The 20,586-nt window shown below is 45.4% G+C and carries 14 protein-coding genes; 4 read left to right on the forward strand and 10 right to left on the reverse strand.

Annotation, left to right across the window (positions count from 1 at the left end):
* Window positions 1–31: 31 nt before the first annotated feature.
* The 8 genes from J2W55_RS10365 to J2W55_RS10400 form a co-directional block, all read right to left on the reverse strand.
* Window positions 32–871, reverse strand: coding sequence for a chromate resistance protein ChrB domain-containing protein (locus tag J2W55_RS10365; protein WP_310095262.1), 840 nt, complete (start codon window positions 869–871; stop codon window positions 32–34).
* Between the two features lie 309 nt (window positions 872–1,180).
* Entirely contained in the window at window positions 1,181–2,350 is a 1,170-nt protein-coding gene (locus J2W55_RS10370) for an efflux RND transporter periplasmic adaptor subunit (RefSeq protein WP_310095265.1), read from the reverse strand.
* A 2-nt stretch (window positions 2,351–2,352) separates the two neighbouring features.
* Window positions 2,353–6,699: a CusA/CzcA family heavy metal efflux RND transporter gene (locus J2W55_RS10375; RefSeq protein WP_310095268.1), complete on the reverse strand. Its 4,347-nt coding sequence runs from the start codon at window positions 6,697–6,699 to the stop codon at window positions 2,353–2,355.
* A 70-nt stretch (window positions 6,700–6,769) separates the two neighbouring features.
* Window positions 6,770–7,180 (reverse strand): hypothetical protein, encoded by a 411-nt coding sequence (locus J2W55_RS10380; RefSeq protein ID WP_310095271.1) that lies wholly within the window; start codon window positions 7,178–7,180, stop codon window positions 6,770–6,772.
* Between the two features lie 282 nt (window positions 7,181–7,462).
* The gene (locus J2W55_RS10385) at window positions 7,463–7,975 is read right to left on the reverse strand and encodes an SgcJ/EcaC family oxidoreductase (protein WP_310095274.1); all 513 of its coding nucleotides are present in this window, start codon (window positions 7,973–7,975) and stop codon (window positions 7,463–7,465) included.
* Between the two features lie 63 nt (window positions 7,976–8,038).
* On the reverse strand, window positions 8,039–8,869 hold the full coding sequence (locus tag J2W55_RS10390; RefSeq protein WP_310095277.1) for a helix-turn-helix domain-containing protein: 831 nt from the start codon (window positions 8,867–8,869) through the stop codon (window positions 8,039–8,041).
* A 314-nt stretch (window positions 8,870–9,183) separates the two neighbouring features.
* Window positions 9,184–9,636: a pyridoxamine 5'-phosphate oxidase family protein gene (locus J2W55_RS10395; RefSeq protein WP_310095280.1), complete on the reverse strand. Its 453-nt coding sequence runs from the start codon at window positions 9,634–9,636 to the stop codon at window positions 9,184–9,186.
* A gap of 358 nt (window positions 9,637–9,994) precedes the next feature.
* Window positions 9,995–10,891 (reverse strand): class I SAM-dependent methyltransferase, encoded by an 897-nt coding sequence (locus J2W55_RS10400; protein ID WP_310095283.1) that lies wholly within the window; start codon window positions 10,889–10,891, stop codon window positions 9,995–9,997.
* 216 nt (window positions 10,892–11,107) lie between these two features.
* Here J2W55_RS10400 and map point away from each other — a divergent pair, with 216 nt between their 5' ends.
* From map to J2W55_RS10415, 3 genes are all read left to right on the forward strand, one after another.
* Window positions 11,108–11,872, forward strand: a complete 765-nt coding sequence (gene map / locus J2W55_RS10405; RefSeq protein ID WP_310095287.1) for a type I methionyl aminopeptidase — start codon at window positions 11,108–11,110, stop codon at window positions 11,870–11,872.
* Window positions 11,873–12,038: 166 nt separating this feature from the next.
* Complete coding sequence (locus tag J2W55_RS10410) at window positions 12,039–12,857, forward strand: helix-turn-helix domain-containing protein (RefSeq protein ID WP_310095290.1); 819 nt, start codon at window positions 12,039–12,041, stop codon at window positions 12,855–12,857.
* 40 nt (window positions 12,858–12,897) lie between these two features.
* Entirely contained in the window at window positions 12,898–14,460 is a 1,563-nt protein-coding gene (locus J2W55_RS10415; protein WP_310095293.1) for an FAD-dependent monooxygenase, read from the forward strand.
* A 63-nt stretch (window positions 14,461–14,523) separates the two neighbouring features.
* Here J2W55_RS10415 and J2W55_RS10420 read toward each other — a convergent pair whose 3' ends face one another.
* Window positions 14,524–15,615 carry a hypothetical protein gene (locus J2W55_RS10420; protein ID WP_310095296.1) on the reverse strand — a complete coding sequence of 364 codons (1,092 nt, stop codon included), beginning with the start codon at window positions 15,613–15,615 and terminating at the stop codon, window positions 14,524–14,526.
* A gap of 595 nt (window positions 15,616–16,210) precedes the next feature.
* Between J2W55_RS10420 and J2W55_RS10425 the strand changes: the two genes are divergently transcribed.
* Entirely contained in the window at window positions 16,211–18,508 is a 2,298-nt protein-coding gene (locus J2W55_RS10425; protein ID WP_310095300.1) for a GH92 family glycosyl hydrolase, read from the forward strand.
* Between the two features lie 110 nt (window positions 18,509–18,618).
* Here the strand turns inward: J2W55_RS10425 and J2W55_RS10430 are convergent, their stop codons facing one another.
* Entirely contained in the window at window positions 18,619–20,322 is a 1,704-nt protein-coding gene (locus J2W55_RS10430) for a GH39 family glycosyl hydrolase (protein WP_310095302.1), read from the reverse strand.
* Window positions 20,323–20,586: the final 264 nt, after the last annotated feature.

The following is a 20,586-nucleotide window of genomic DNA, read 5'->3' on the forward strand; positions in this document are numbered from 1 at the left end:
TAGAACGAATTTTACTGAAGTAGAACCTATTTTACTTTTTAGGCAGATTTTTTTTGTATTCGGAGGCTTTCATACCCATTTGTTTCTTAAAGATCCGGTTAAAATGACTCTGGTCGGAAAAGCCGGTCAGGTAAGCGATCTCGGTTAAGGAATAATTGGTGGTTTCCATCAGGTGAATTGCTTTTTCAAGCCTCATTTTACGGATATATTCTCCAAAAGACAGATCCTCAAAATACTTGGAAAACTCCCGCGACAGGTAGGCCGGGTTGATCTTCAGTTCTTCCGATACCTGTTGCAGGCTCAGGGACATATTGGTATCGATCTGGTCCTGGATCATCTCCCTGATCTCCCCGGCCCATGCCGGTGCTTTTTTGGAACCCTGCTGTTTCAGGTATTTATTAAAAACCTCCAGTAAAAGGTGTTCCACAGGTTCCTGGATATGTTTTTGCTCATACAGGTATTTGGCCCAGGTGTATAAACCGTCATAAACTTTCATGCCCAACTCCAGCAGTTCATGGTCATCCGGGATATTTTTGGACAGTCCTAAAAAGATAGCAGACAAGCCCGATGACTGCGGTGCGAAATCATGCCGGTCGGTATCTGCACCACGCACAATTGCCGCTATACGGTCAAGCGCAGCATCTTTTAGCTCATGCTTTTTGATAAAATAATCAAAGCTGCACTGGTCATCATAATGGGTGTATTCCACACCCGGCAAATCAAAGGGAACAGCATTCAGAACAGCGGCCTGCGCAATTACCTGGTCCACGGGTACATAGATAATCTCCGCCTCGGGATCAATGAAACGTTTGATGAGCCAGGGACAGGCGATGCGGTCAATCTTGGGACGTTCACGGGTGATCCATTTCATAATGATCAAAGTTAAAAATCTAAAACTGTAGTCGCATTGATGCAGCCTGTTGATATGGCCAGATCACTACAGCAAATGAGCCGACCATAAATACGTTCTAAATCTGTAGGAAAATGGGAATTATGGTCTTAAAAAACAATAATGCTATTTATACAGGCAGCATCACCAATCCAGCTTTCAGGGATATTTATGCCGGATGTGTGTCCCACCCGGTAAAGCGTCACCCATAGGCTGATGGATCCCGCAAATAAAGCCCGGCAAATACCTGGTTCTTCAGCTACGAAAGGCTCCGTTGATGCGGAGAATTTATTATTCATCCTCCCCGGTATTTTTCATTTTCATGAGCAGGCTATAAGCGCCTTTGGTCACAAAGATCTGGCTGCGTAATTCTGCACTGCTTGCACTCAATTCTACAAAGCCATCTTTTATGATCCCTGTTTTTACTTCCATCATTTCAAAACTGTTCTTACCCTTTACCTTAAAAGCATAGCTTTTGTTTTCATAGTTCACTATCGCTTCTTCCGGCAGGGTCAGTGCATTATTCTCGGTCACCTCAATTTCCGCATTCATAAAAGTTCCCGGAAGCAGGTTCTTATCATACTGCTCAAAATGGCAATGCACTTCTGTCTTGCGCTGGTCGGTCAGGTCTTTACCAATCAGAACAATCTTACAGATATACTTTTTATCAGGGCTGCTATTGGTATAAGCGATCACTTTTTGGCCGTTGTGCAATAAAGGTACATCCTTTTCAAAGACATCCAGAGCGAGGTGAATATCTCTCGGGTCAACAATCTCAAACAATACATCACTTGGGTTCACATATTTACCTATGTTGACATTCACCTTGCTCACATAGCCATCAATCGGTGAGCGGACTGCCGCGCTGCGGGTGATATTACCATCCGTTACCTTCGCCGGATTCAGGCCGATCAGACGCAGCTTTTCAGCTAATGCGCTGACCAGGATCTTCTGGCTTTCATAATCGGCCTGGGCCTGCTGGAATATCTTGTCGCTGTTCGCCTTGCTCTGGTTCAGGTCACGCTGGCGCTCAAAATCTTTTTGCGCATAATTCAGCTTTGCTTTAGCCGTCAGGTAATCCTGCTGCAACTGGATAAACTGCTGGTCTTCCATCAGGGCAATGGTTTCACCACGGCTCACATGCATCCCCGGCAATAACTGACTGGATTTTAAATAGCCGCCCATCGGGAAACTGATGCTCACCATATTTTGTGGCGGTACATCAATTGCCCCGGTTACTTTCAGGGTGGTAGCCACCGCACGTTTACCCGCATGGCCGGTATCAATCCCCGCTGTTTTCAGCTGGGCATCGGTCAACGTTACTGTTGTGCTGTTCGTCTTTGCCGCTGTTTCAGCAGTCTTGGTTTCCGTTTTATCTGGTTGGTAACCACAGGAAAACAGTGCTAATGTTACGAGCATTATAGCCGACTGATGTATATATGTTTTTATAGTTGGGTTCATGGTTATTTGTTTTGAAGGGAATTGATTTGAATAATGGCCTGGTTAAGGTTGTTAACCGCATCTGTGTATTCACTGCGGAGCGCGGTAGCCTGGTTAATGAGCAATACGTATTCGAGGTAATTGATCTGTCCGCCGGAGAATTGCAGGTTAGCTGTTTTCAGGATCAGTCCGGCACTGGGCAGTCCTGTCTTTTCATAATAGTCAACCAGCTTTTGATACTTGCCGACCTCCGCCGCCGCCTGATTATAACGGCTTTGCAGGGCTTGTACGCCGGATTGATAATCCACCTGCGCCTGCTGTTCTTTGATACGGGACGCGCTGACCTTGTTTTTTTGTGCGCCGAAGAACAGTGGCACGGAAACGCCAAGCTGGACAGATGAAAAACGATTACTGTTACCGTAATAGCGGTCAACACCATTGATCAGCTGCGTCCCTTTGAAACTTTGATTATAATAACCGAGGTTGAGATCCGGCAATAGTTTTGATTTTTCTAATTGTGTTTGGGCTTTGGAGATATGTTGCTGCTGGCTGAGGTATAATACCTGTGGATGCCGGCTCAATGCGGTATCTGTAATTACAGGTAATGGCAGTTTAAATGCCGCAGCTTCCGGCCGGTAATTCGCCGGGGTATTTAATAAAACCCGGAAACGGTCATGGGCAACAGCCAGATCCGCGTCCACCATTTCGGTTTGCCTTGCTATCTGCCCCCGCTGGGTTTCGGCTGTTGTTTTTTCCAGGATATTACTTTCTCCCTTTTCAAAACGCAGGGTCGCGTTTTTAACAAACACGGCATACGTGCTGTCCATACTCAGCAGCAATTGTCGTTTCTGTTCCAGGTAAAGGATCTGATAAAAGCTTTCGGTAACCATCCGTTCAAGTTCGTGCCGCTGCAGGTTTACATTGAGTTCGCCGGCCTGAAATTCGGCATTCAGCAAAGCCTTCTGCCGGGTATAAACCGTAGGGAAATTAACAGATTGCACCACCGACAGCCGGTTATCGGTATAGGCACTGTTGATGTTACCATATTCCCCTGAAATGCTGGTTTTGGGAATTGCAACTGCTGTTCCGGTATTCTTCTTTAGGTAGTCGGCATTCAGCCTTTCGCTTTTCAGGTTCAGGTTGTTTTTAATTGCCGTATCAATGGCCGCTTTCAGCGTGATGGGTGTTTGTGCTGTCGCTTTTCCGGCAAACAGGCCGCAAAAACCCAGTAGCAGAATAACGGCAGGCTTAACAGGAATTTTCATAGACTTTCCTTTCTCAAACAGGATATATAAAATAGGCAGGACAAACAAGGTGAGCAAGGTGGCGGTCATTAAACCACCTATTACCACGGTGGCCAGGGGCCGCTGCACTTCAGCGCCTGAACCATTGCTTAACGCCATTGGCAGAAAACCCAATGAAGCTACCGAGGCGGTCATGAGTACGGGACGCAACCGCATTTTGGTGCCTTCAAATACAATAGCCCGAAGGTCATCCCAACCGGCCGCCCGCAGACGGTTAAACTCGGAGATCAGTACCAATCCATTCAATACTGCTACGCCAAACAAGGCTATAAAGCCGACCCCGGCACTGATGCTGAACGGCATTCCTCTGACCACTAAGGCCAGGATACCACCGATAGCAGATAGGGGAACGGCGGAAAAAATGAGCAGCCCGTGTTTGACCGAACCAAAGGCCAGGTAGAGCATGAGTAAGATCAATAATAAAGATACCGGAACAGCGATGGTCAGCCGTTGTTTAGCTGCGTTCAGGTTCTCAAAGGCACCGCCGTAAGTGGTATAATAACCCGGCGGCAGTTTGATCTGTGTGTTTACCTTTTGCTGCAATTCTTCTACCATGCTTTGCACATCCCGACCTAATACGTTGAAGCCAATAATGATCCGCCGCTGCGCATTTTCGCGCTGGATCTGGTTGGGGCCTTCTTCAATCTTTACATCGGCTACTTGTTGTAGGGGCACCTGTGATCCGCTGGGTGTAGGGATGAGCAAATCCTGAACATCACTCAATTGCTTGCGCTGTTCACCAGCCAGGCGTACCACGAGGTCAAATCTTTTTTCACCCTCGTAAATCGTACCGCTGCTCTGCCCGGCAAATGCGGTATTCACCACGCGGTTTATATCTTCCACATTCAGACCATATTCGGCAATGGATGCCCGGTTATACCTGATCACGATCTGCGGCATACCTGTGATACTTTCCACGTAAATATCCCGTGCTCCTTTAATACCACCCGCGATCGCGCCCAGCTTTTTTGCAAAAAGCGCCAGGGTATCCAGGTTATCGCCAAAGATCTTGCAAACCACGTCCTGCCGGGCACCAGTCATCAGCTCGTTAAAGCGCATCTGCACCGGGTATTGGAAACCAAAAGTTACACCCGGTACCGCCTCCAGTTCTTTAGACATTTTAGTGGTCAGTTCGTCAAAGGTTTTGGCGGATGTCCACTGGCTTTTGTCTTTCAGAATCACCATCATATCACTGGCATCAATCGGCATCGGGTCGGTCGGGATCTCCGAACTACCGGTTTTACCAACCACCTGCTCCACTTCCGGAAATTTGCTCAACAGGATACGGGAGCCTGCTGATACCGCCTTTACAGATGTTTGGAGGCTACTGCCGGTCAGTACCCTGGTTTCTACCGCAAAATCGCCTTCTTCTAATTTGGGAATAAACTCGCCACCTAACCGGGTTAGCACAAATACGGCAATGATAAAGGAAACTGAGGCAATAGCTATCACCATTTTGGGATGTTTGATCACCCTTTGCAGCAGGTATTGGTAGTGCTTCAATAAAAAATCCATCATCCTGTCCGACCAGTTCTTTTCGTGTTTGCCTTTACGGCTCAGGAATATACTGCTCATCATCGGCACATAGGTCAATGAGAGAATGAACGCCCCGATAAGCGCGAAGGACACTGTTTGCGCCATTGGCTTAAACATTTTGCCTTCAATACCTTGCAGCGTAAAAATGGGGATGTAAACTATGAGGATAATCAAGCCGCCAAATACAGCGACATTCTGCATCCGTGTGGATACGGTAATTACTTCGGTATTCATTTCATCGGGATTGATCTTGTCCTGCTTTTTCCCATAAACTTCATGCATGATCGCTTCCACGATGATCACCGCCCCATCAACGATTAGGCCAAAATCCAATGCGCCCAGGCTCATCAGGTTTCCTGAAACGCCAAATACGTTCATTAAGATAACCGCGATCAGCATAGCCAGCGGGATTACAGAGGCCACCAATAAACCTGCCCTGAAATTACCCAGGAAGATGATCAGTACGATCAATACGATAGCCATCCCTTCCAACAGGTTATGCTCTACCGTACTAATGGCATTATTCACCATTTTGGTGCGATCTAAAAATGCGTCGATCACGACACCTTCGGGTAAGGTCTTTTGAATCTGAGCTACCTTATCCTTGATGTTTTTGATCACTTCGTTGCTGTTTGCTCCTTTGAGCATCATCACCACCGCGCCGGACACTTCCTGCCTGCCGTTCCAGGTCATGGCACCGTAGCGGGTGGCATGGTCAAGACCAACTTCGCCTACATCCCGGATCAGCAAAGGAGTACCGTTCGGCAGATTTTTTACAACGATGCTGCCAATATCATCAAGCGAGCTCACCAGTCCCTCACTACGGATAAACAATACTGTTGGCCCGCGCTCAATATAAGCTCCGCCGGTATTGTTATTGTTCTTTTGTAGTGCCGCAAAGACGTCGGTGATGGTTACGTTATGAGCTTTCAATCTATCGGGGTTAACCGATATTTCATATTGCTTGAGGTAGCCGCCAAAGCTGCCGACATCGGCTACGCCGGGCAGGCCAAGCAATTGCTTACGTACGATCCAGTCCTGTATGGTGCGCAAAGCCATCGCGTCATATTTCTTTTCGTAACCGGCCTTGGCGCGTACCGCGTATTGATAGATCTCCCCTAAACCGGTTGTTACCGGTGCCATTTCGGGCTTACCAAATTCGATAGGGATTTGCGTAGCAATGTCGTTCAGCCGCTCGCTCACCTGCTGACGCGCCCAATACACATCGGCCTTGTCTTCAAATACGATGGTGACCACGGATAAGCCGAAGCGGGAGAAGCTGCGGATCTCTTTAACGTCCGGGATATTACGGCAGCTTTGTTCTATAGGAAAAGAAATGAGCCGTTCTACATCGGGAGCTCCCAATGAGGGTGTACGGGTAATGATCTGTACCTGGTTATCGGTAATATCCGGGACGGCATCTATGGGCAGGCGGCTGACCTCGTAAATACCAAAGCCAATAAGCCCCAGGATAAACAGACCGATGATAAGTTTATTCCTTACGGAAAACTCGATTATTTTATTCAACATGAAGGAGAAGATTTAGCTGTTAATGTTCAGAAAAGACAAGGCATAGCCTATTGCTGTATAGACAGCAAGATTAACAGTTGGAAGGAGGGCCGCGAAGAATGGTTTGATCCGTAGTCCAGCCGGGCGGATATGGCTCGTCGGGTAAAATCATTGGCTGAATGTGAAGCACCAGCGGGAACCGCACAAAGCTATATTCCGGTCGATAAGCTAAATCAGGTATGATGGCTTGCAAGCCGTCGAAATGGTAAACCTGCGGAGAAAAGATATGATCTACCTTTGCATGCTCCAGCACATCGTTGTCATGATGGGTGATATGATCTTCATGGTCATCATCATGGTGATGAGCAACAATATTATGGAACAGCAACAGGACAAGTCCTGTCATTAAGAATATTCTGCTGATCCATAGCTTCATAAAGCAAATATAGGAGATAGAATTTATTAAGTGTATTTTGATGGGCGAAAAACCATGCCTGTTCACGCCCGGACTGCTTTCAAAGAGGGGTTAACACAACGTAGAATATACGCAGAAGCCTTTCGTTTTCATGTATATTGTCAATTAAAGCTATGTAAATTGAAAGTTTGTTTGTGATTTTACAAGAGATGAAACTTTTTCGGACATTCTTAGGTTTGTGTGCGGGGCGTGTGGAAGATATGATATTGTTGATGGCTATTTAATGATCAGTCCGTCCTATGTACTTATCTTTTTGCTGTGATGGATGTAAGATGATCATAAGATTGTTAGAACAATACTTTATTATTCTTAATTCTTCGGCATTTGTTTCACCGGATCAAACTGTTGTGCTGCCGTGTCAATTACAACATTTTCGCCAGCCTCCATTAACCATTTCCCGTGTTGTTTCACATACACCACGGTTGCCAGGCCATCGGTGGGACCGGGATTTTTCCCGTCGGGCAACGGAGTATTCTGCGGATCGTAAAAATGCCACACGATGTGTGCTAAAGCCACATCTTTTGTTAAAAACCGGATTTCAACAGATCTTTTCTCACATACCGATGTTTTAAATATCGTATTATGATATGCCTGGTGCGCGTATTGTGATTCCTTTCTACCTTTCCACCACATGCCCACAACGTTCACCCAGTCGGTATGTTCTGTCGCATAGTTTTTCAAATCATTGTAATTGTGATGGTTCCAACTATATACTATAGCATCAACCTGTTTATTGATAGCTGCTTCATCTTTTGAACGATCCTGAGCAAAAATGAGCCCGTTAGTCAATAAGACCGTAATGGTTAACAATGTTTTTTTCATATCTGATGCTTTTTCGTAAAATTACCCTACTGATTCGGCAAAGCATAGTATAAAAACGACATCTTAATGAAAGAGTCTGTTAAAAAATTTCGTCTGTGATTCCAAAAGCTCTTGTTCAATAACGGAAGGGTTAGCACCGGCAAATTCACGGAAGTCGCGAATCAGGTGCATTTGGTCAAAATACCTGCATTCATTTGCAACCTTTATCCAGCTAATGCCTGGATGCTGTTCTTTGATGATCCAAGCCTGCGCAAATCTTACCAGACGCGAAAAGTGTTTGGGCGATAATCCTATTCGTTGCTGAAATACCCTTTCAAATTGGCGGATGCTTAAACAGGCCTCGGATGCCAGTAGGTCTATTTTGAGTAATCCCTGTTCTTTAATTAGCAACGGGAGAACATGATCAATAGGTAACAATTGTTTTAGCTTAGCTGAACGCCTAAGCAGGAATTCTTCAACGATCGTTTTCATTTCGAAAAAAGAAACAGCCTCCCCTAACCGGTCATTCACTTCGTTCATTTCGCTCCCCAGCAAATCCAACCCGTCAAATTCATCGTTACATAACAGCTCACTCATAGGAATACCCAGAAGACGGTATAATCCCCCGGCCTGAAATCCAACCTTTATCATTAAATGATGACGCCCCGGAATCATAATATGTCTATTGAGATTGGGGCCAATCACAATGGAAGAAGGCATAGATCTCCTTTCTTTTGTAATAGGATCTTCTACGTCAATCGCGTCTCGTACATAAAACATCAGGCAATGTTCAGGGAGTGGAGGGATCGGAAAAGCGCGGGGCGTGTGGATAGCATCAAGCTTAACCTCGTGGATCATGATGTTGTTGACAAACTCCTTTAATGCCGGGTGGGGCTTATAAAATTGTTGAAACATTTCTCTTGCAAGGTTTAATAATTGTCGAATGGCTATTCTACAACCGATAACAAATTCTTATATCCCGCTCCGGATTTAGTGGGCAACGCTAATATAACCAAATTAATGAAAATATTTCCTAACATCCTCTAAATCAACTTGTAGTAAGAGCAGGACTAAGCCTACGTCCGCTCACCAGCGGATATAAGCCCGAAGAGCTACCGGATATAAAAAGAAATAGGGGGGCGCCTTCGTCAACACCTTTCAGTAGCGCGAGCAGGACTCGATTGAGCTTTAAAAAGTATCGGAAGTGCTAAAAGATAAATCGAAAGCAATCAATTTTGTTCAAACCGCCCGGACATCTCACTCAGTTTGATACGATACAGGATAAGTTCAACCGTTGTTCCCACATCACTATCTTTTTCGGTGATTCCATGTGAAGGATGTCCTTCAGGGCTGGAAACGAGGGGCATGATGCGGTGGATGATCCCTTGCATTGCCTGTTGTTTTTCTTCCATATCCGTAATTTCCTCAAACATTCCTTTGGCGATTACGGTTTGCCAGCGAAAAACGTTGTAAATGTGCTCCACTTCAAAACAAACCGCCGGGTTCGCACGCATCATTCTGATTTTTTTTCCTAACGCGGAATGACCATAGATATAGCCGTCCTTGTAAACATAGTTTATCGGAACGATGTACGTTTCACCTTGCAGATGACAGGCTATTCTTCCAATAACCTGTTCCTTTAATAAGCTTTCAATCTGGCTTTCATTGAGTGTACCTAACATGACCATGATTTTATGAGAATAAAAGTTCCCTTTCAAAAAACGGAACCGGGCCTTCCGGTTCAGTCAACCAGGGTTTCTTTCATTGCTGGAAACCGCCGCCGCATTTATCGAAATTGAAATCCTTCATTCATCGGTTAAACAAAATTATACCGTATGATTAGCTCATGGGATGATGGTACTATAGGTTCTGGTGTGATCTTCGTCACCTTTTACCAACCAATGCAGATTTATGTTAAATAGCAGATTGCCGAATACAAAAAGATTCAAAATAAGCAACTTAATTCGCCGGGATTTTAATAATTGAACGAGTGGAAAGAATTGAACAATTATTAACAAATAGAACAGCGTACTACCTAACTTACAAATACGGATTTTTAGGAATGGTTACTATACGGTACCCGGATTTTTCCAAAGTATGAGTCAATTCGGCATCAGGAAGTTCTTTAAAAACAATGGTAGATAGTACCTGCCCGGGAATAATTGTAAGCTTAACTAACCAGTCCGCAATATTTTTCCTGAATTTTATTTTCCTGAATCCCTTTTCTGTATTTGAGGCTTTTAAATTAGCGGTCTTTTCCGAGTAAAAGTGTGGATTTATCTGTTTAAAGGCGACCGCGGGCAAATTAAGCCCGGCTGCAAATTTGATAAACTCACGCTCGCTCACCTTATAAATAAAATTGCCAACCGGCTCATATGAAATTTGATTTTTCCATATCTTTTTCATCAGAGCAGGGTTAAACTTATTTACGATATTAAGCATCGCTAATAACGAAGGCATCTTGATAATAGGATCCTGAGGCTCAATAATAACCATCCCTTTTTTAGCAACCCTAATCATTTCATATAAAGCAGCGTATGGCCTTGGAAAGTGATGATAGGTTTCTTTACAAAGCACATAATCAAATGTATTATCCCGAAAAGCAAGATTTTCGGCATTTTGAGCCGAGTGCCTGTCAATGATATTGTTTTCTTTCGCTATTTTCAAAAAATCGTCATTCAGATCACTTGCTTCTACATTTTTTGTTCCGGCGTTTAAAATATAGTTTGCATCAAATCCATAGGCATCACCTATTGTAAGCCAGCTTAACTCCCCGGCTTTTAATAAAGGATCAATACACGAAAAAAATATGCTTTGTAACCAGTTGTTGATAGTGCCTTGGTTAATGCTCTTCAGCACTGCAACCTTTGCTTCTTCTGATGGAAAATGCTTATTATACCATTCTTCATGTTTCTTATAGCTTTCGTGATGATACATATAATATAAGGCTCTATACTGACTTTATTTTTAAGTTTTCTGGTGATTTAGCGAAGATAAATATATATATCTAAAAGCCACATGCTATGTACTGCTTTTCAAAATGTATAAGATGCTTGAGATCAGCAGCATTCAATTGGTTGTGCTTTTTAATGAAATTTGAAATTCCTATTAGAATTTTTGAGCTAAATTTGAACTTCAGTAACAAAAACGAATATGTCAATCACAAAGGAAACTGAATTACTCGGGATGGAAAAGGCAAGTGAAGCCGTTGCCTGTACATTAAAAGAAATGAGAAACTATGCTCAACCCGGTATGACAACAAAGCAATTAGACAACTATGGGGCGAAGATCCTTATGGATTTCGGGGCAAAATCTGCACCATACCTAACCTATGGCTTTCCGGGGTGTACCTGCATAAGCGTAAACAATGAATTTTGTCACGGTATCCCGTCCGACAACAGAATACTGAAAGAAGGTGATTTGGTTAATATCGACGTCTCGGCCGAACTTAACGGCTTTTGGTCAGACAATGGCAGCTCTTTTGTACTTGGGGAGGACATTAACCAACATCAAAAACTCGTAGACGCTTCAAAACAGATCCTGCGTAAAGCAATCTATAATATAAAAGGCGGCGTTCGCATTTCAGATATAGGTCACCTGATTGAAACGGAGGCCAAGAAAGGTGGTTACAAAGTAATTAAAAACTTAACAGGGCACGGAATAGGCAGAAGCCTTCACGAAGAACCAGGCGAAATAGCAAACTATAAAAACAGGTTTAACCAGGCACGATTCAGAAAAAACGCTGTCGTTGCAATTGAAACATTTATTTCAACAACATCAACCTATGCTGAAACCCTAAATGACGGCTGGACAATGGTGGGAAATAAAGGCGGCTTTATGGCACAACACGAACATACTATTATAGTTACCGATGGAAAGCCAATTATTTTGACAGAAATGAATGGTGTTTGGAATTAATAAAAGAAAGACCGAACCGCTAACGTGGTTTTATTCTTTACAAAGTTTATTTAACTCCGTTACAGTCAAGATTCCCCAATAGGTTTTCGGAATAAGGTCTGAAATACTGCATTGTTACTTTTCTGCGTACTTGTATCCAACACGTCCCGATATGCTACCTTTCAAAATGCAGCACCAAGAATTTGAACCTCCTGAAGAGCTGCGGGATACTATAAAATGCTTTTGGTACAACACAGGCGATTTTGGAGAAATGCAATCAAGTTTTGAGGTGCAGCCCGATGGCTACGCCGAAATTATTTTTCATTTTGGAAGCGGCTGCAGCGTTGCTTACAATGGAGAAGTGCACTCATTGCCATCACCATTTATGATGGGGCTGCTCAATCAGCCGGTTGTTTTTTACACTAAAAACCGCCTGGAGATCATCGGCATCAGATGCTTCCCGTGGACGGTGTTTGATTTGCTCGGGCTGCTGTCTGGTAAAGACGAGGTGCGCATATTTGAGCATCCCATCGCCCAACTCCAACCCCTGTTGAACAAGTGGATTCATGCTGGCAGGATAGATGAAGCGCTGGCACAGGTAAAACAGTATTTTGTGAATGCGCGTTCAACGATCGCTGTTGACAGTATGTTATTCAAAGCTGGAGTTGCTATGCGTGAAGCAAACGGCAGCATCCCGGTGAGCCAGGTAGCGGCGGCGGCCCATGCAACGGTTCGTACGCTGGAAAGGAACTTCAAGCAATCTTCGGGCTATACGGTTAAAGATGTGTCGGGTTTAATGCGCTTTGAGCAGGTACGAAACCGGTTATGGCTTTATCCAGATTCTAACATAGCCGGCTTAGCTCATGAGCTGGGCTATACCGATCAATCCCACCTAAGCAGGGAATTCAAGCGTTACAGTGGCACTACACCGGCCGCCTTCGCGCGGAAAGCCAAAAAAGGCAAACAGGCGGTAAGCAAAGATTTTGTCGCGTTTATACAAGCCTGACACGGGTGCATTCCACAATTTTGTGTTTCAATCATTTTATATGAAAGCAACACTTGAAAGCAATAAACCCGAGCAAATTGATATTATTTACGATGTGATCATTTCCGGCGCAGGTCCTGTAGGTCTGTTCCTCGCCTGTGAACTGGCCCTGGCTAAATGCTCGGTCCTGATACTGGAAAAGGCAGTGGATCCGCACTCGCCATTAAAGCAACTTCCTTTTGGGATACGGGGGCTTTCGGCGCCTACTATTGAAGCGTTTTACCGCCGGGGATTGCTAAATGAACTTGAAATACATAAACACCTTAAAAATCCCCATCAAAATGCCATAAAGGGGCCTCGCCGGCAGGTGGGGCACTTTGCAGGCATCCCGTTTCATGACAGCGATATTGACACCTCACAGTGGGCGTACCGCCTGCCAGGCTCAACCGATACAAGTTTAATTTCTGAAATGGCGGAACTTGAAACGGTGCTGACCCGTCGTGCGGAAACCCTGGGTGTAAAGATCAGGCGCGGGCTTGCCGTAACCGGTTTTCATCAAACAGCGGATGGAGTAATTGTTCAATCAGGCGGGCAATCTTTTGAAGGCAAATGGCTCGTGGGTTGCGATGGCAGCCGGAGTGTTGTTCGCAAAACGGGCGGTTTTGAATTCGCCGGTACAGAACCGGAATTTACAGGCTACTCCACCCGGGTTGATATTGCCGATCCCGAAAAGCTAAACCCGGGCCGCAACGTAACGCCAACTGGCATGTACCTGCAATCGCAGCCGGGTTATGTGATGATACAGGATTTTGACAACGGGGCATTTCATAATTCAGAAAAGCCGGTAACGCTTGAACACGTTCAGGAGGTGCTGCGCAGGGTTTCCAACACCAACGTTACTATCAGTGCCCTGCATATAGCAACCACCTGGACCGACCGGGCGCGGCAAGCCACAACCTACCGCAACGGACGGGTACTTTTAGCCGGCGATGCCGCGCACATTCATTCGCCGTTGGGAGGCCAGGGACTTAACCTTGGACTGGGCGATGCCATGAACCTGGGCTGGAAACTCGCCGCGACTATCCAAAAGAAAGCGCCGGAAGGTTTGCTGGATAGTTATTATACCGAACGGCATCCAATTGGTGCACAGGTTTTGGATTGGTCACGAGCCCAGGTTGCAATCATGATGCCAAGCCCACAGGCCCGCGCGCTCAATGCAATTGTGCGCGACCTGATGAATACGCGTGATGGCGCCACCTATATTGCGGGGAGGGTATGGGGCATTTTCACACACTACAATCTTGATGGCAATCACCCTTTGGCGGGCCGCAGTGTTCCCAACTTTGAGTTTGAAGATGGTACAACAATTGGCGGGTTAATGCACGACGGCCGGGGGATACTGCTTGATTTTGATGGGAATGCTTCCCTTAAAACTTTGGCCAGCGAATACAGCGACCAGATCAGGTATATTGCAGGCAACGTAAAAGACCGGTTAGCGGTAAGCGCCATACTGATACGCCCCGATGGGATTGTAGCCTGGGCCTCTGCGGGCCTGCCAGATTGCAGCGAACTTCAAAAGGCTGCCGCTCGCTGGTTTGTTCGTAATTCAGAGATCGAGCAATAAAAACTGGAGGCCAAATAACGCGGCCACGACGCGTAAAGAGCTATGTAAATAGCTTCCTGAAATTTAATTGTTCTTTAACCCAATCTGGTGATTGCTGTAATCCGTGAGGTATTCGTTTTTGAAAAAAAAGTCAATGCTGAGGATCGTCCGGTAATCAGCTGTATTGTTGGGGTTTTGTATTTCGGTAAGGTTACCTGTATTTGATGTAGTGTATGTATAGGTAAAACCCTTATTGGTAGTTATGGTAACCTGTGTATTTGCAGGCAGCTTGCCCAGCGCGGTTGTAGCCAGCTTATCTTCAATAATGGTAACAGACGGCGTTCCAGTATCGAAAAGGAATTGCGCCGAAATTGTTTTTCCGCTGTAAGAGATGGTTCCGGGTATATTTGGCGAATAGCCGCCGATTGAATACCTGGTTAGCGTGTGCATAATAAAACCAGACGATGAAAGGTCTGAGTCGGTTAACCCTATAGTGAGCAATCCGGCAACATAGGTACCGGTGCTGCTAAAGCTTGAGGCATTAAGCGTGGCCAGCTTAAAGCCGCTTGTAAGGTTGGTGCCGGTATCAAAATATCTTAGCGGACTTGTAATTTCGCTGTTGGCGTGGCTTTCGCCCGGCCCCACGCCAAAAACATCGGCCGAATGGGCAGATAGTTGTTTGCCATCGCTATTAACTATTTTATAGTATAAAAAAATAGGCACCCGTTTAAAAGTATAACTTCCGGCTGTGTTACCTATTTTAATACTGGCATAAGCCAGATTGCCATATTCTTTAGTAGTGCCTGTTGCATCGCCAAAACTTACTACACCGGTTTTTGATGTCACTGTAATTCCGTTTACAACCACCGAGTCGCCGGTTACCTGTATGCCCGATGTGGTGATCATTGAAGCAGGCAGAATACCTGATGCATCTATCGTCATACCCGACGATCCGGTGTCAAATATCTCATAATAGGATACCGGTTTGGTCCCGATCTGCGTAACGGGAAGAAATATCCTTTTGTTTGCGCCGCTAAAGTATTCATACAGGCCAATTGTTAGCGGGCTGCCATTCCCGGGGCCCAAATTTTTTTCTTTTTTACAAGAGATTAAGGTTGCTATAATTAGCAGGCAAGCTATCAGTTGCTTTTGTAAAAGGAGTTTTTTTATTTTCATATATTTAGTATGGCCGCGGTTGCCCTCATCCAAAAATGGCATATTAATTCGTATCAAAATATAGTACCAAGCACAGGAAAGGCCAGGAATCGAAGTTTCTTTGAATCTATTAATTGGTTCCCACTATAGTTAATTCATCCGCTTAACCGGTTTAAACCGGGAACATCGGCGGTTAAAAGCCCTGCACTATTGTTCAGGCACGCCTATCTCAGCTTGCAAAAACAACCTGTGCTTTACCTCGCTAAATTTAGTTTCAGTTTCGCGGGCCTTAAGTTAACGGCTTTTTGGTAAAAGGATTGTGAGGTCGGGTAATTTTGTTAAAATATTGTGTACCAAATGTATAACAATGGGTAGTTGTTGCCGGTAAAGTATAATTTGAGAGGGCCTTCTCCCATGTGGTTATGCTGTTGGTTTTAGAGGTTCCTCTTTAGGCATATCATAAACCCGGCGATCCCCATTACCGCTTAGCCTCTTTAACGGATTCGCTGCCAAAAATTAACAGAAAATACGGCGGGTTACCTGAAGTTTACTATGTTTGATGAGCTATCGTCATTCGGGTCGCGCGTACGCGATGCCTTGATATCACATTATGCTTATGAGGATTGATAAATGGGTGTTTGCATTTGCTTTACTGATCAGTTGCAGTGGGGCTAAAGCTCAAAGCTTGGTTCAGTACGTACAGCCTATGGCTGGCAGCGGCGTTGCCACCACGCCCGCCGCGCTTAAACATGGCGCCGGAAGCGAATTGTTTGCCAACACGATACCGGCGGTTACCACCCCCTTTGCCATGACGCAGTGGACACCGCAAACCCAAACTACTGAAGATAAGTGCATCCCTCCCTATCGCTACAGCGATGATCACTTTAGCGGCATCCGCGGCTCGCACTGGTTAAGCGGCTCCTGTACCCAGGATTATGGGAGTTTAACCATAATGCCGGTAAGCGGGCATTTAAAAACCGCGGCTACAGATTATGCCGTGAGCTTTAAGCATACCGATGAGCAATCATCTCCATATCAGTACAGCATCAATTTAAACGCTTATCATTTGCAGGCTGCGGTAACAGCTACAGCGCGCTGCGCCATCATGAAGTTTACCGCGCTTAAAGCCGACAGCGTTTACCTGCTTATTACGCCCAACAGCAATTACAACCAGGGTTTCGTTAAAATAGATGCTGCCTCGGGCGAAATTGAGGGCTACAACCCGGTGCACCGTATTTACCAGGGATGGGGAAAGGAAGCCGGTTTTAAAGGCTATTTTGTGATCAGCATCAACAAAACAATAAACACCGCCGGCACATTTGCCAATGGCAAAATATTTAGCGAAACCGTTATCAATAACCAAAAAAGCGTTGGCGCTTACGCGGGTTTTAAGCTCAAAGCGGGCGAAAGCATAGAAGTGCGGATAGGTACATCATTTAGCAGTTTAGCGGGAGCCCGGAAGAACCTACAGGCCGAGATTCCGAACTGGGATTTTGAAGGCACCGCGGCTAAAAATAAGGCTGTGTGGGAAAGGTCCCTGTCACAGATCAGTTTACAAACCGCTGTAGAAAAAGATAAGCGGATATTTTATACCTCCTTTTACCACGCCATGCAGCAACCCCGCCTGTATAATGATGTGGATGGCTCATACCCTGAATTTGCATCGGTTAACAAAATAGGGAAGCTGCAAGACGGCAATTATTATGATGATTTTTCTTTGTGGGATATCTATCGCGCTCATTTGCCTTTATTTGAATTACTAAGGCCATCATTAGTGAGCGACGTTGCCAATTCGCTGATCCTGAAAGGGCAGCAAGGGGGCTGGTTGCCTATATTTCCCTGCTGGAACAACTACACTTCTGAAATGGTGGGTGATCATTGCAGTTCAGTTATCGCATCGGCTTATTTAAAGGGCATTGGCAGGTTTAATGCAGGTGAAGCTTATCGCCTGATAAGGCAAAACGCCTTTGATACGCCAGCCAGCAAAGACGATTATATGGAGGGTAAAGGCCGGCGGGCACTAAACAGTTATTTAAAATACCATTATATACCCGTAGAAGATAGCGTACCCGACGCATTTCATAAAAAGGAACAAGTGAGCCGCACGCTGGAGTATGCCTATGATGACTACGCGGTAGCCATGATGGCCAAAAAGCTGGGCAAAGCGGCCGACTATAAGCAATTGATAAAAAGAGCAGGCTATTACAGCAATGTGTTTGATAAAGGTACTGGAATGGTGCGGGGGCGCCATGCCGACGGAACCTGGGTAAGCCCTTACGCGCCGGACAATAAAGCCTATTACATTACCGAGGGCACGCCCCGGCAATATACTTTTTATGTGCCGCAGGATGTGCCTGGGCTGTCCCGGCTGATGGGCGGAGCAGGCGGCCTGGAAAATGCCCTGGATAGTATTTTTGCGAAAAACGAATACTGGCACGGAAACGAACCCGGCCATCAGATCCCTTTTATGTATAATTTTACCGCATCGCCCTGGAAAACGCAGCGCGAAGTGCGCCACATACTGGCAACCGAATATGGTGATGGTCCGGGCGGCTTAAGCGGCAATGATGATGCCGGGCAAATGTCGGCCTGGTATATGTTCGGGGCAATGGGTTTATATCCCCTAAACCCGGTATCGGGGCAATACCTGTTATCATCGCCCATTTTTGACAAAATAACTGTTCGCCTGGGCAACGGTAAAATAGTAGAGGTAGTGACCCATAAAACCAGCAAGACAGCACAGTATATCCACGCCGTTAAATGGAACCGGCAGGTTTTCAATAACAACTATATCACGTATGATACCATTGTTAAAGGCGGGCGCCTGGATATTTATTTACAGGAACAACCCGATAAACAATGGGGCGCCAGGCCGGGTATGCAGCCAAAAGGGATCCCTCAAAATGTGAACTAACCCCCAAAAAGCGTTCTCGTTACCAGGCAGATACCGGATATGAGAAGTCCCGGGATAACCCTTGCGGTCACCCCCAGGGGATAGGTCATTACCTTACTGCATTTATTATTTTACCAGCTCATTTTAAGCAAAGAAACACCCTGCCGGGGTAATGTTATTTTTAACTGTAACTGGCCGGCTGTAACTTTCAACTGCTCTGGTTTCCCCATGGTTTGCAATTGCCCCGCCTGTTCCAGTTCTTTAACCTGGGCATCTGATGGATTTTGCGGTGAGCCCATCTTTTTCCAGGCTTCATAGGAATTGCTGTGTTCCTGATCTATCCGGAAATGCGTAAGCGTTACCTTGCCGGCCGGCAAACCATTAACAGTTATTGAAACTGGTTGGGCGTCAGCCAGCAAATCGTCGTCATGATAGTTCCATACCATAACAGCTGACGACCGTTTGTCTTTTGAGGCCAGGCCGCCAATATCTGTTTTAGCGCCCCGTATACCGGAGTCGATAACCGCTTTTACGCCATACATGCGGTCGCTTTGCACTTGCACCCTGTCCCCCGTCATCATACCAAACATCCTGAACACGTTTAGCACCGGCTTATCTACCCCGTTTGTAGCCAGGTCCCTGAATCCAAAAAACCAGGGCTGGTTCTCAAACTCAAAAGACCAGGAAACAGCGCCTAAAAAATTAACCTGTAAAGAATCTACCAGCCGGTACTTTCTGGCAAAAGAAGCGGCGGTGTAACTTGAATACATGGTGCCATTCCGGTACGCGTTTGACGGATTGGTAGCCATGCCGCAGGCCGCGCAGCCTTCCGGGTCTGACTCGCCGATAACGATCGGCAGGTTTTTGGTTTGAGGATAAGAAGCAACAATTTTAAAACCTTCGGCAATATCGCGCAGTTGCGGCGCCATGTTCATTCTTACGTGTTGGTCTGCTATGGTTGGCTGCCCCTTGGCATGAAATGAAATTACATCCAATGGCGAACCTGTTTTACCCGTTGCGTAATTGGTGCCGCTTATACAGTGTTCAATAAAAGCCCTCAAAAACTTCATCCCGCTTTGGCTGGAGCCGCCCGCTACTTCGGGGCCGCCAATTTTAGCCGTGGGTAATGCCCTTTTTACGCCACGTGCCGCAAAGTCGTACATCTTAAAAAACTCGGGCATGGTGCCTTTCCAGTAATCAATATTTGGTTCGTTCCATACCTCCCAGTACCAGCTTTCCACCTCCTTTTTCCCATACCGGTTTACCGTATGTTTTACCCATTGATAAACAAGCTCCTCCCATTTTCCATAATCATTAGGCGGATACGCCCAGCCGGTATAAATGTCATTATAGTTTTTGCCAGGTTGCCAGTGGTGCCTATATGGTTGTGGATGCGAGGATAAAGCTTCGGGCATAAACCCGATCTGGGCATAAGGCTTCATGCCCAGTTTAATATACGTATCAAATATGCTGTCAATAATTCGCCAGTTGTAAACAGGCTTGCCATTCGCGTCTTCGGTATAGGCATTGGTTGAACCCCACTTTAACGCGGGTGTTCCGTCGCCGGTAGTCAGCAGGTTATGAACGCGCATATGAACAGGTGTCGGGCTTAATGCAGCTAATTCCGCGAGTAATTTTTTGCCATCCTTCATGTAAGTATAGTTTGGCTCATCATGCCCGAACCAGGCCCAGAACGGATACATGGTTCCGGTTTTTTTATTAAGGTCAACAGCGATAGTGACCGCCTGCTGATCACGTTGCTGAGCAATGCTGCTATGATAGCATATAAACGCAGCAAATAATGTTAAAATAGCATACTTTAACTTGTTTTTCATTTCGTTTTTGATGTTTCGGTGCAAATATTAGCCGCTTTTTACGCTAAGAATGGTTTATATTTTCAGGTAAATATAAAATTAAGAATACACAGATTGCTCACTTATTCTGTAACAAATAAAAGACTCGTAATTTGAAGACCACCGCCAATGGAGTTATTTTTTTCAATATAATCCGTTAAAATAAACGATCGTAAAAAGGATGGAAAAAATAACTAATATTCTGATTTTAAGTATGTTGTGAAAAAAATATTTTATATTTTATAT

It is taken from the genome of Mucilaginibacter pocheonensis, assembly GCF_031456535.1.
Classification (GTDB): Bacteria; Bacteroidota; Bacteroidia; order Sphingobacteriales; family Sphingobacteriaceae; genus Mucilaginibacter; species Mucilaginibacter pocheonensis.

What these genes read in the sequence shown, in the direction of transcription:
- J2W55_RS10365 (WP_310095262.1), bottom strand. Translation starts at nt 871, where the DNA reads ATGAAATGGATCACCCGTGAACGTCCCAAGATTGACCGCATCGCCTGT.
- J2W55_RS10370 (WP_310095265.1), bottom strand. Translation starts at nt 2,350, where the DNA reads ATGAACCCAACTATAAAAACATATATACATCAGTCGGCTATAATGCTC.
- J2W55_RS10375 (WP_310095268.1), bottom strand. Translation starts at nt 6,699, where the DNA reads ATGTTGAATAAAATAATCGAGTTTTCCGTAAGGAATAAACTTATCATC.
- J2W55_RS10385 (WP_310095274.1), bottom strand. Translation starts at nt 7,975, where the DNA reads ATGAAAAAAACATTGTTAACCATTACGGTCTTATTGACTAACGGGCTC.
- J2W55_RS10390 (WP_310095277.1), bottom strand. Translation starts at nt 8,869, where the DNA reads ATGTTTCAACAATTTTATAAGCCCCACCCGGCATTAAAGGAGTTTGTC.
- J2W55_RS10395 (WP_310095280.1), bottom strand. Translation starts at nt 9,636, where the DNA reads ATGTTAGGTACACTCAATGAAAGCCAGATTGAAAGCTTATTAAAGGAA.
- J2W55_RS10400 (WP_310095283.1), bottom strand. Translation starts at nt 10,891, where the DNA reads ATGTATCATCACGAAAGCTATAAGAAACATGAAGAATGGTATAATAAG.
- map (WP_310095287.1), top strand. Translation starts at nt 11,108, where the DNA reads ATGTCAATCACAAAGGAAACTGAATTACTCGGGATGGAAAAGGCAAGT.
- J2W55_RS10410 (WP_310095290.1), top strand. Translation starts at nt 12,039, where the DNA reads ATGCAGCACCAAGAATTTGAACCTCCTGAAGAGCTGCGGGATACTATA.
- J2W55_RS10415 (WP_310095293.1), top strand. Translation starts at nt 12,898, where the DNA reads ATGAAAGCAACACTTGAAAGCAATAAACCCGAGCAAATTGATATTATT.
- J2W55_RS10420 (WP_310095296.1), bottom strand. Translation starts at nt 15,615, where the DNA reads ATGAAAATAAAAAAACTCCTTTTACAAAAGCAACTGATAGCTTGCCTG.
- J2W55_RS10425 (WP_310095300.1), top strand. Translation starts at nt 16,211, where the DNA reads ATGAGGATTGATAAATGGGTGTTTGCATTTGCTTTACTGATCAGTTGC.
- J2W55_RS10430 (WP_310095302.1), bottom strand. Translation starts at nt 20,322, where the DNA reads ATGAAAAACAAGTTAAAGTATGCTATTTTAACATTATTTGCTGCGTTT.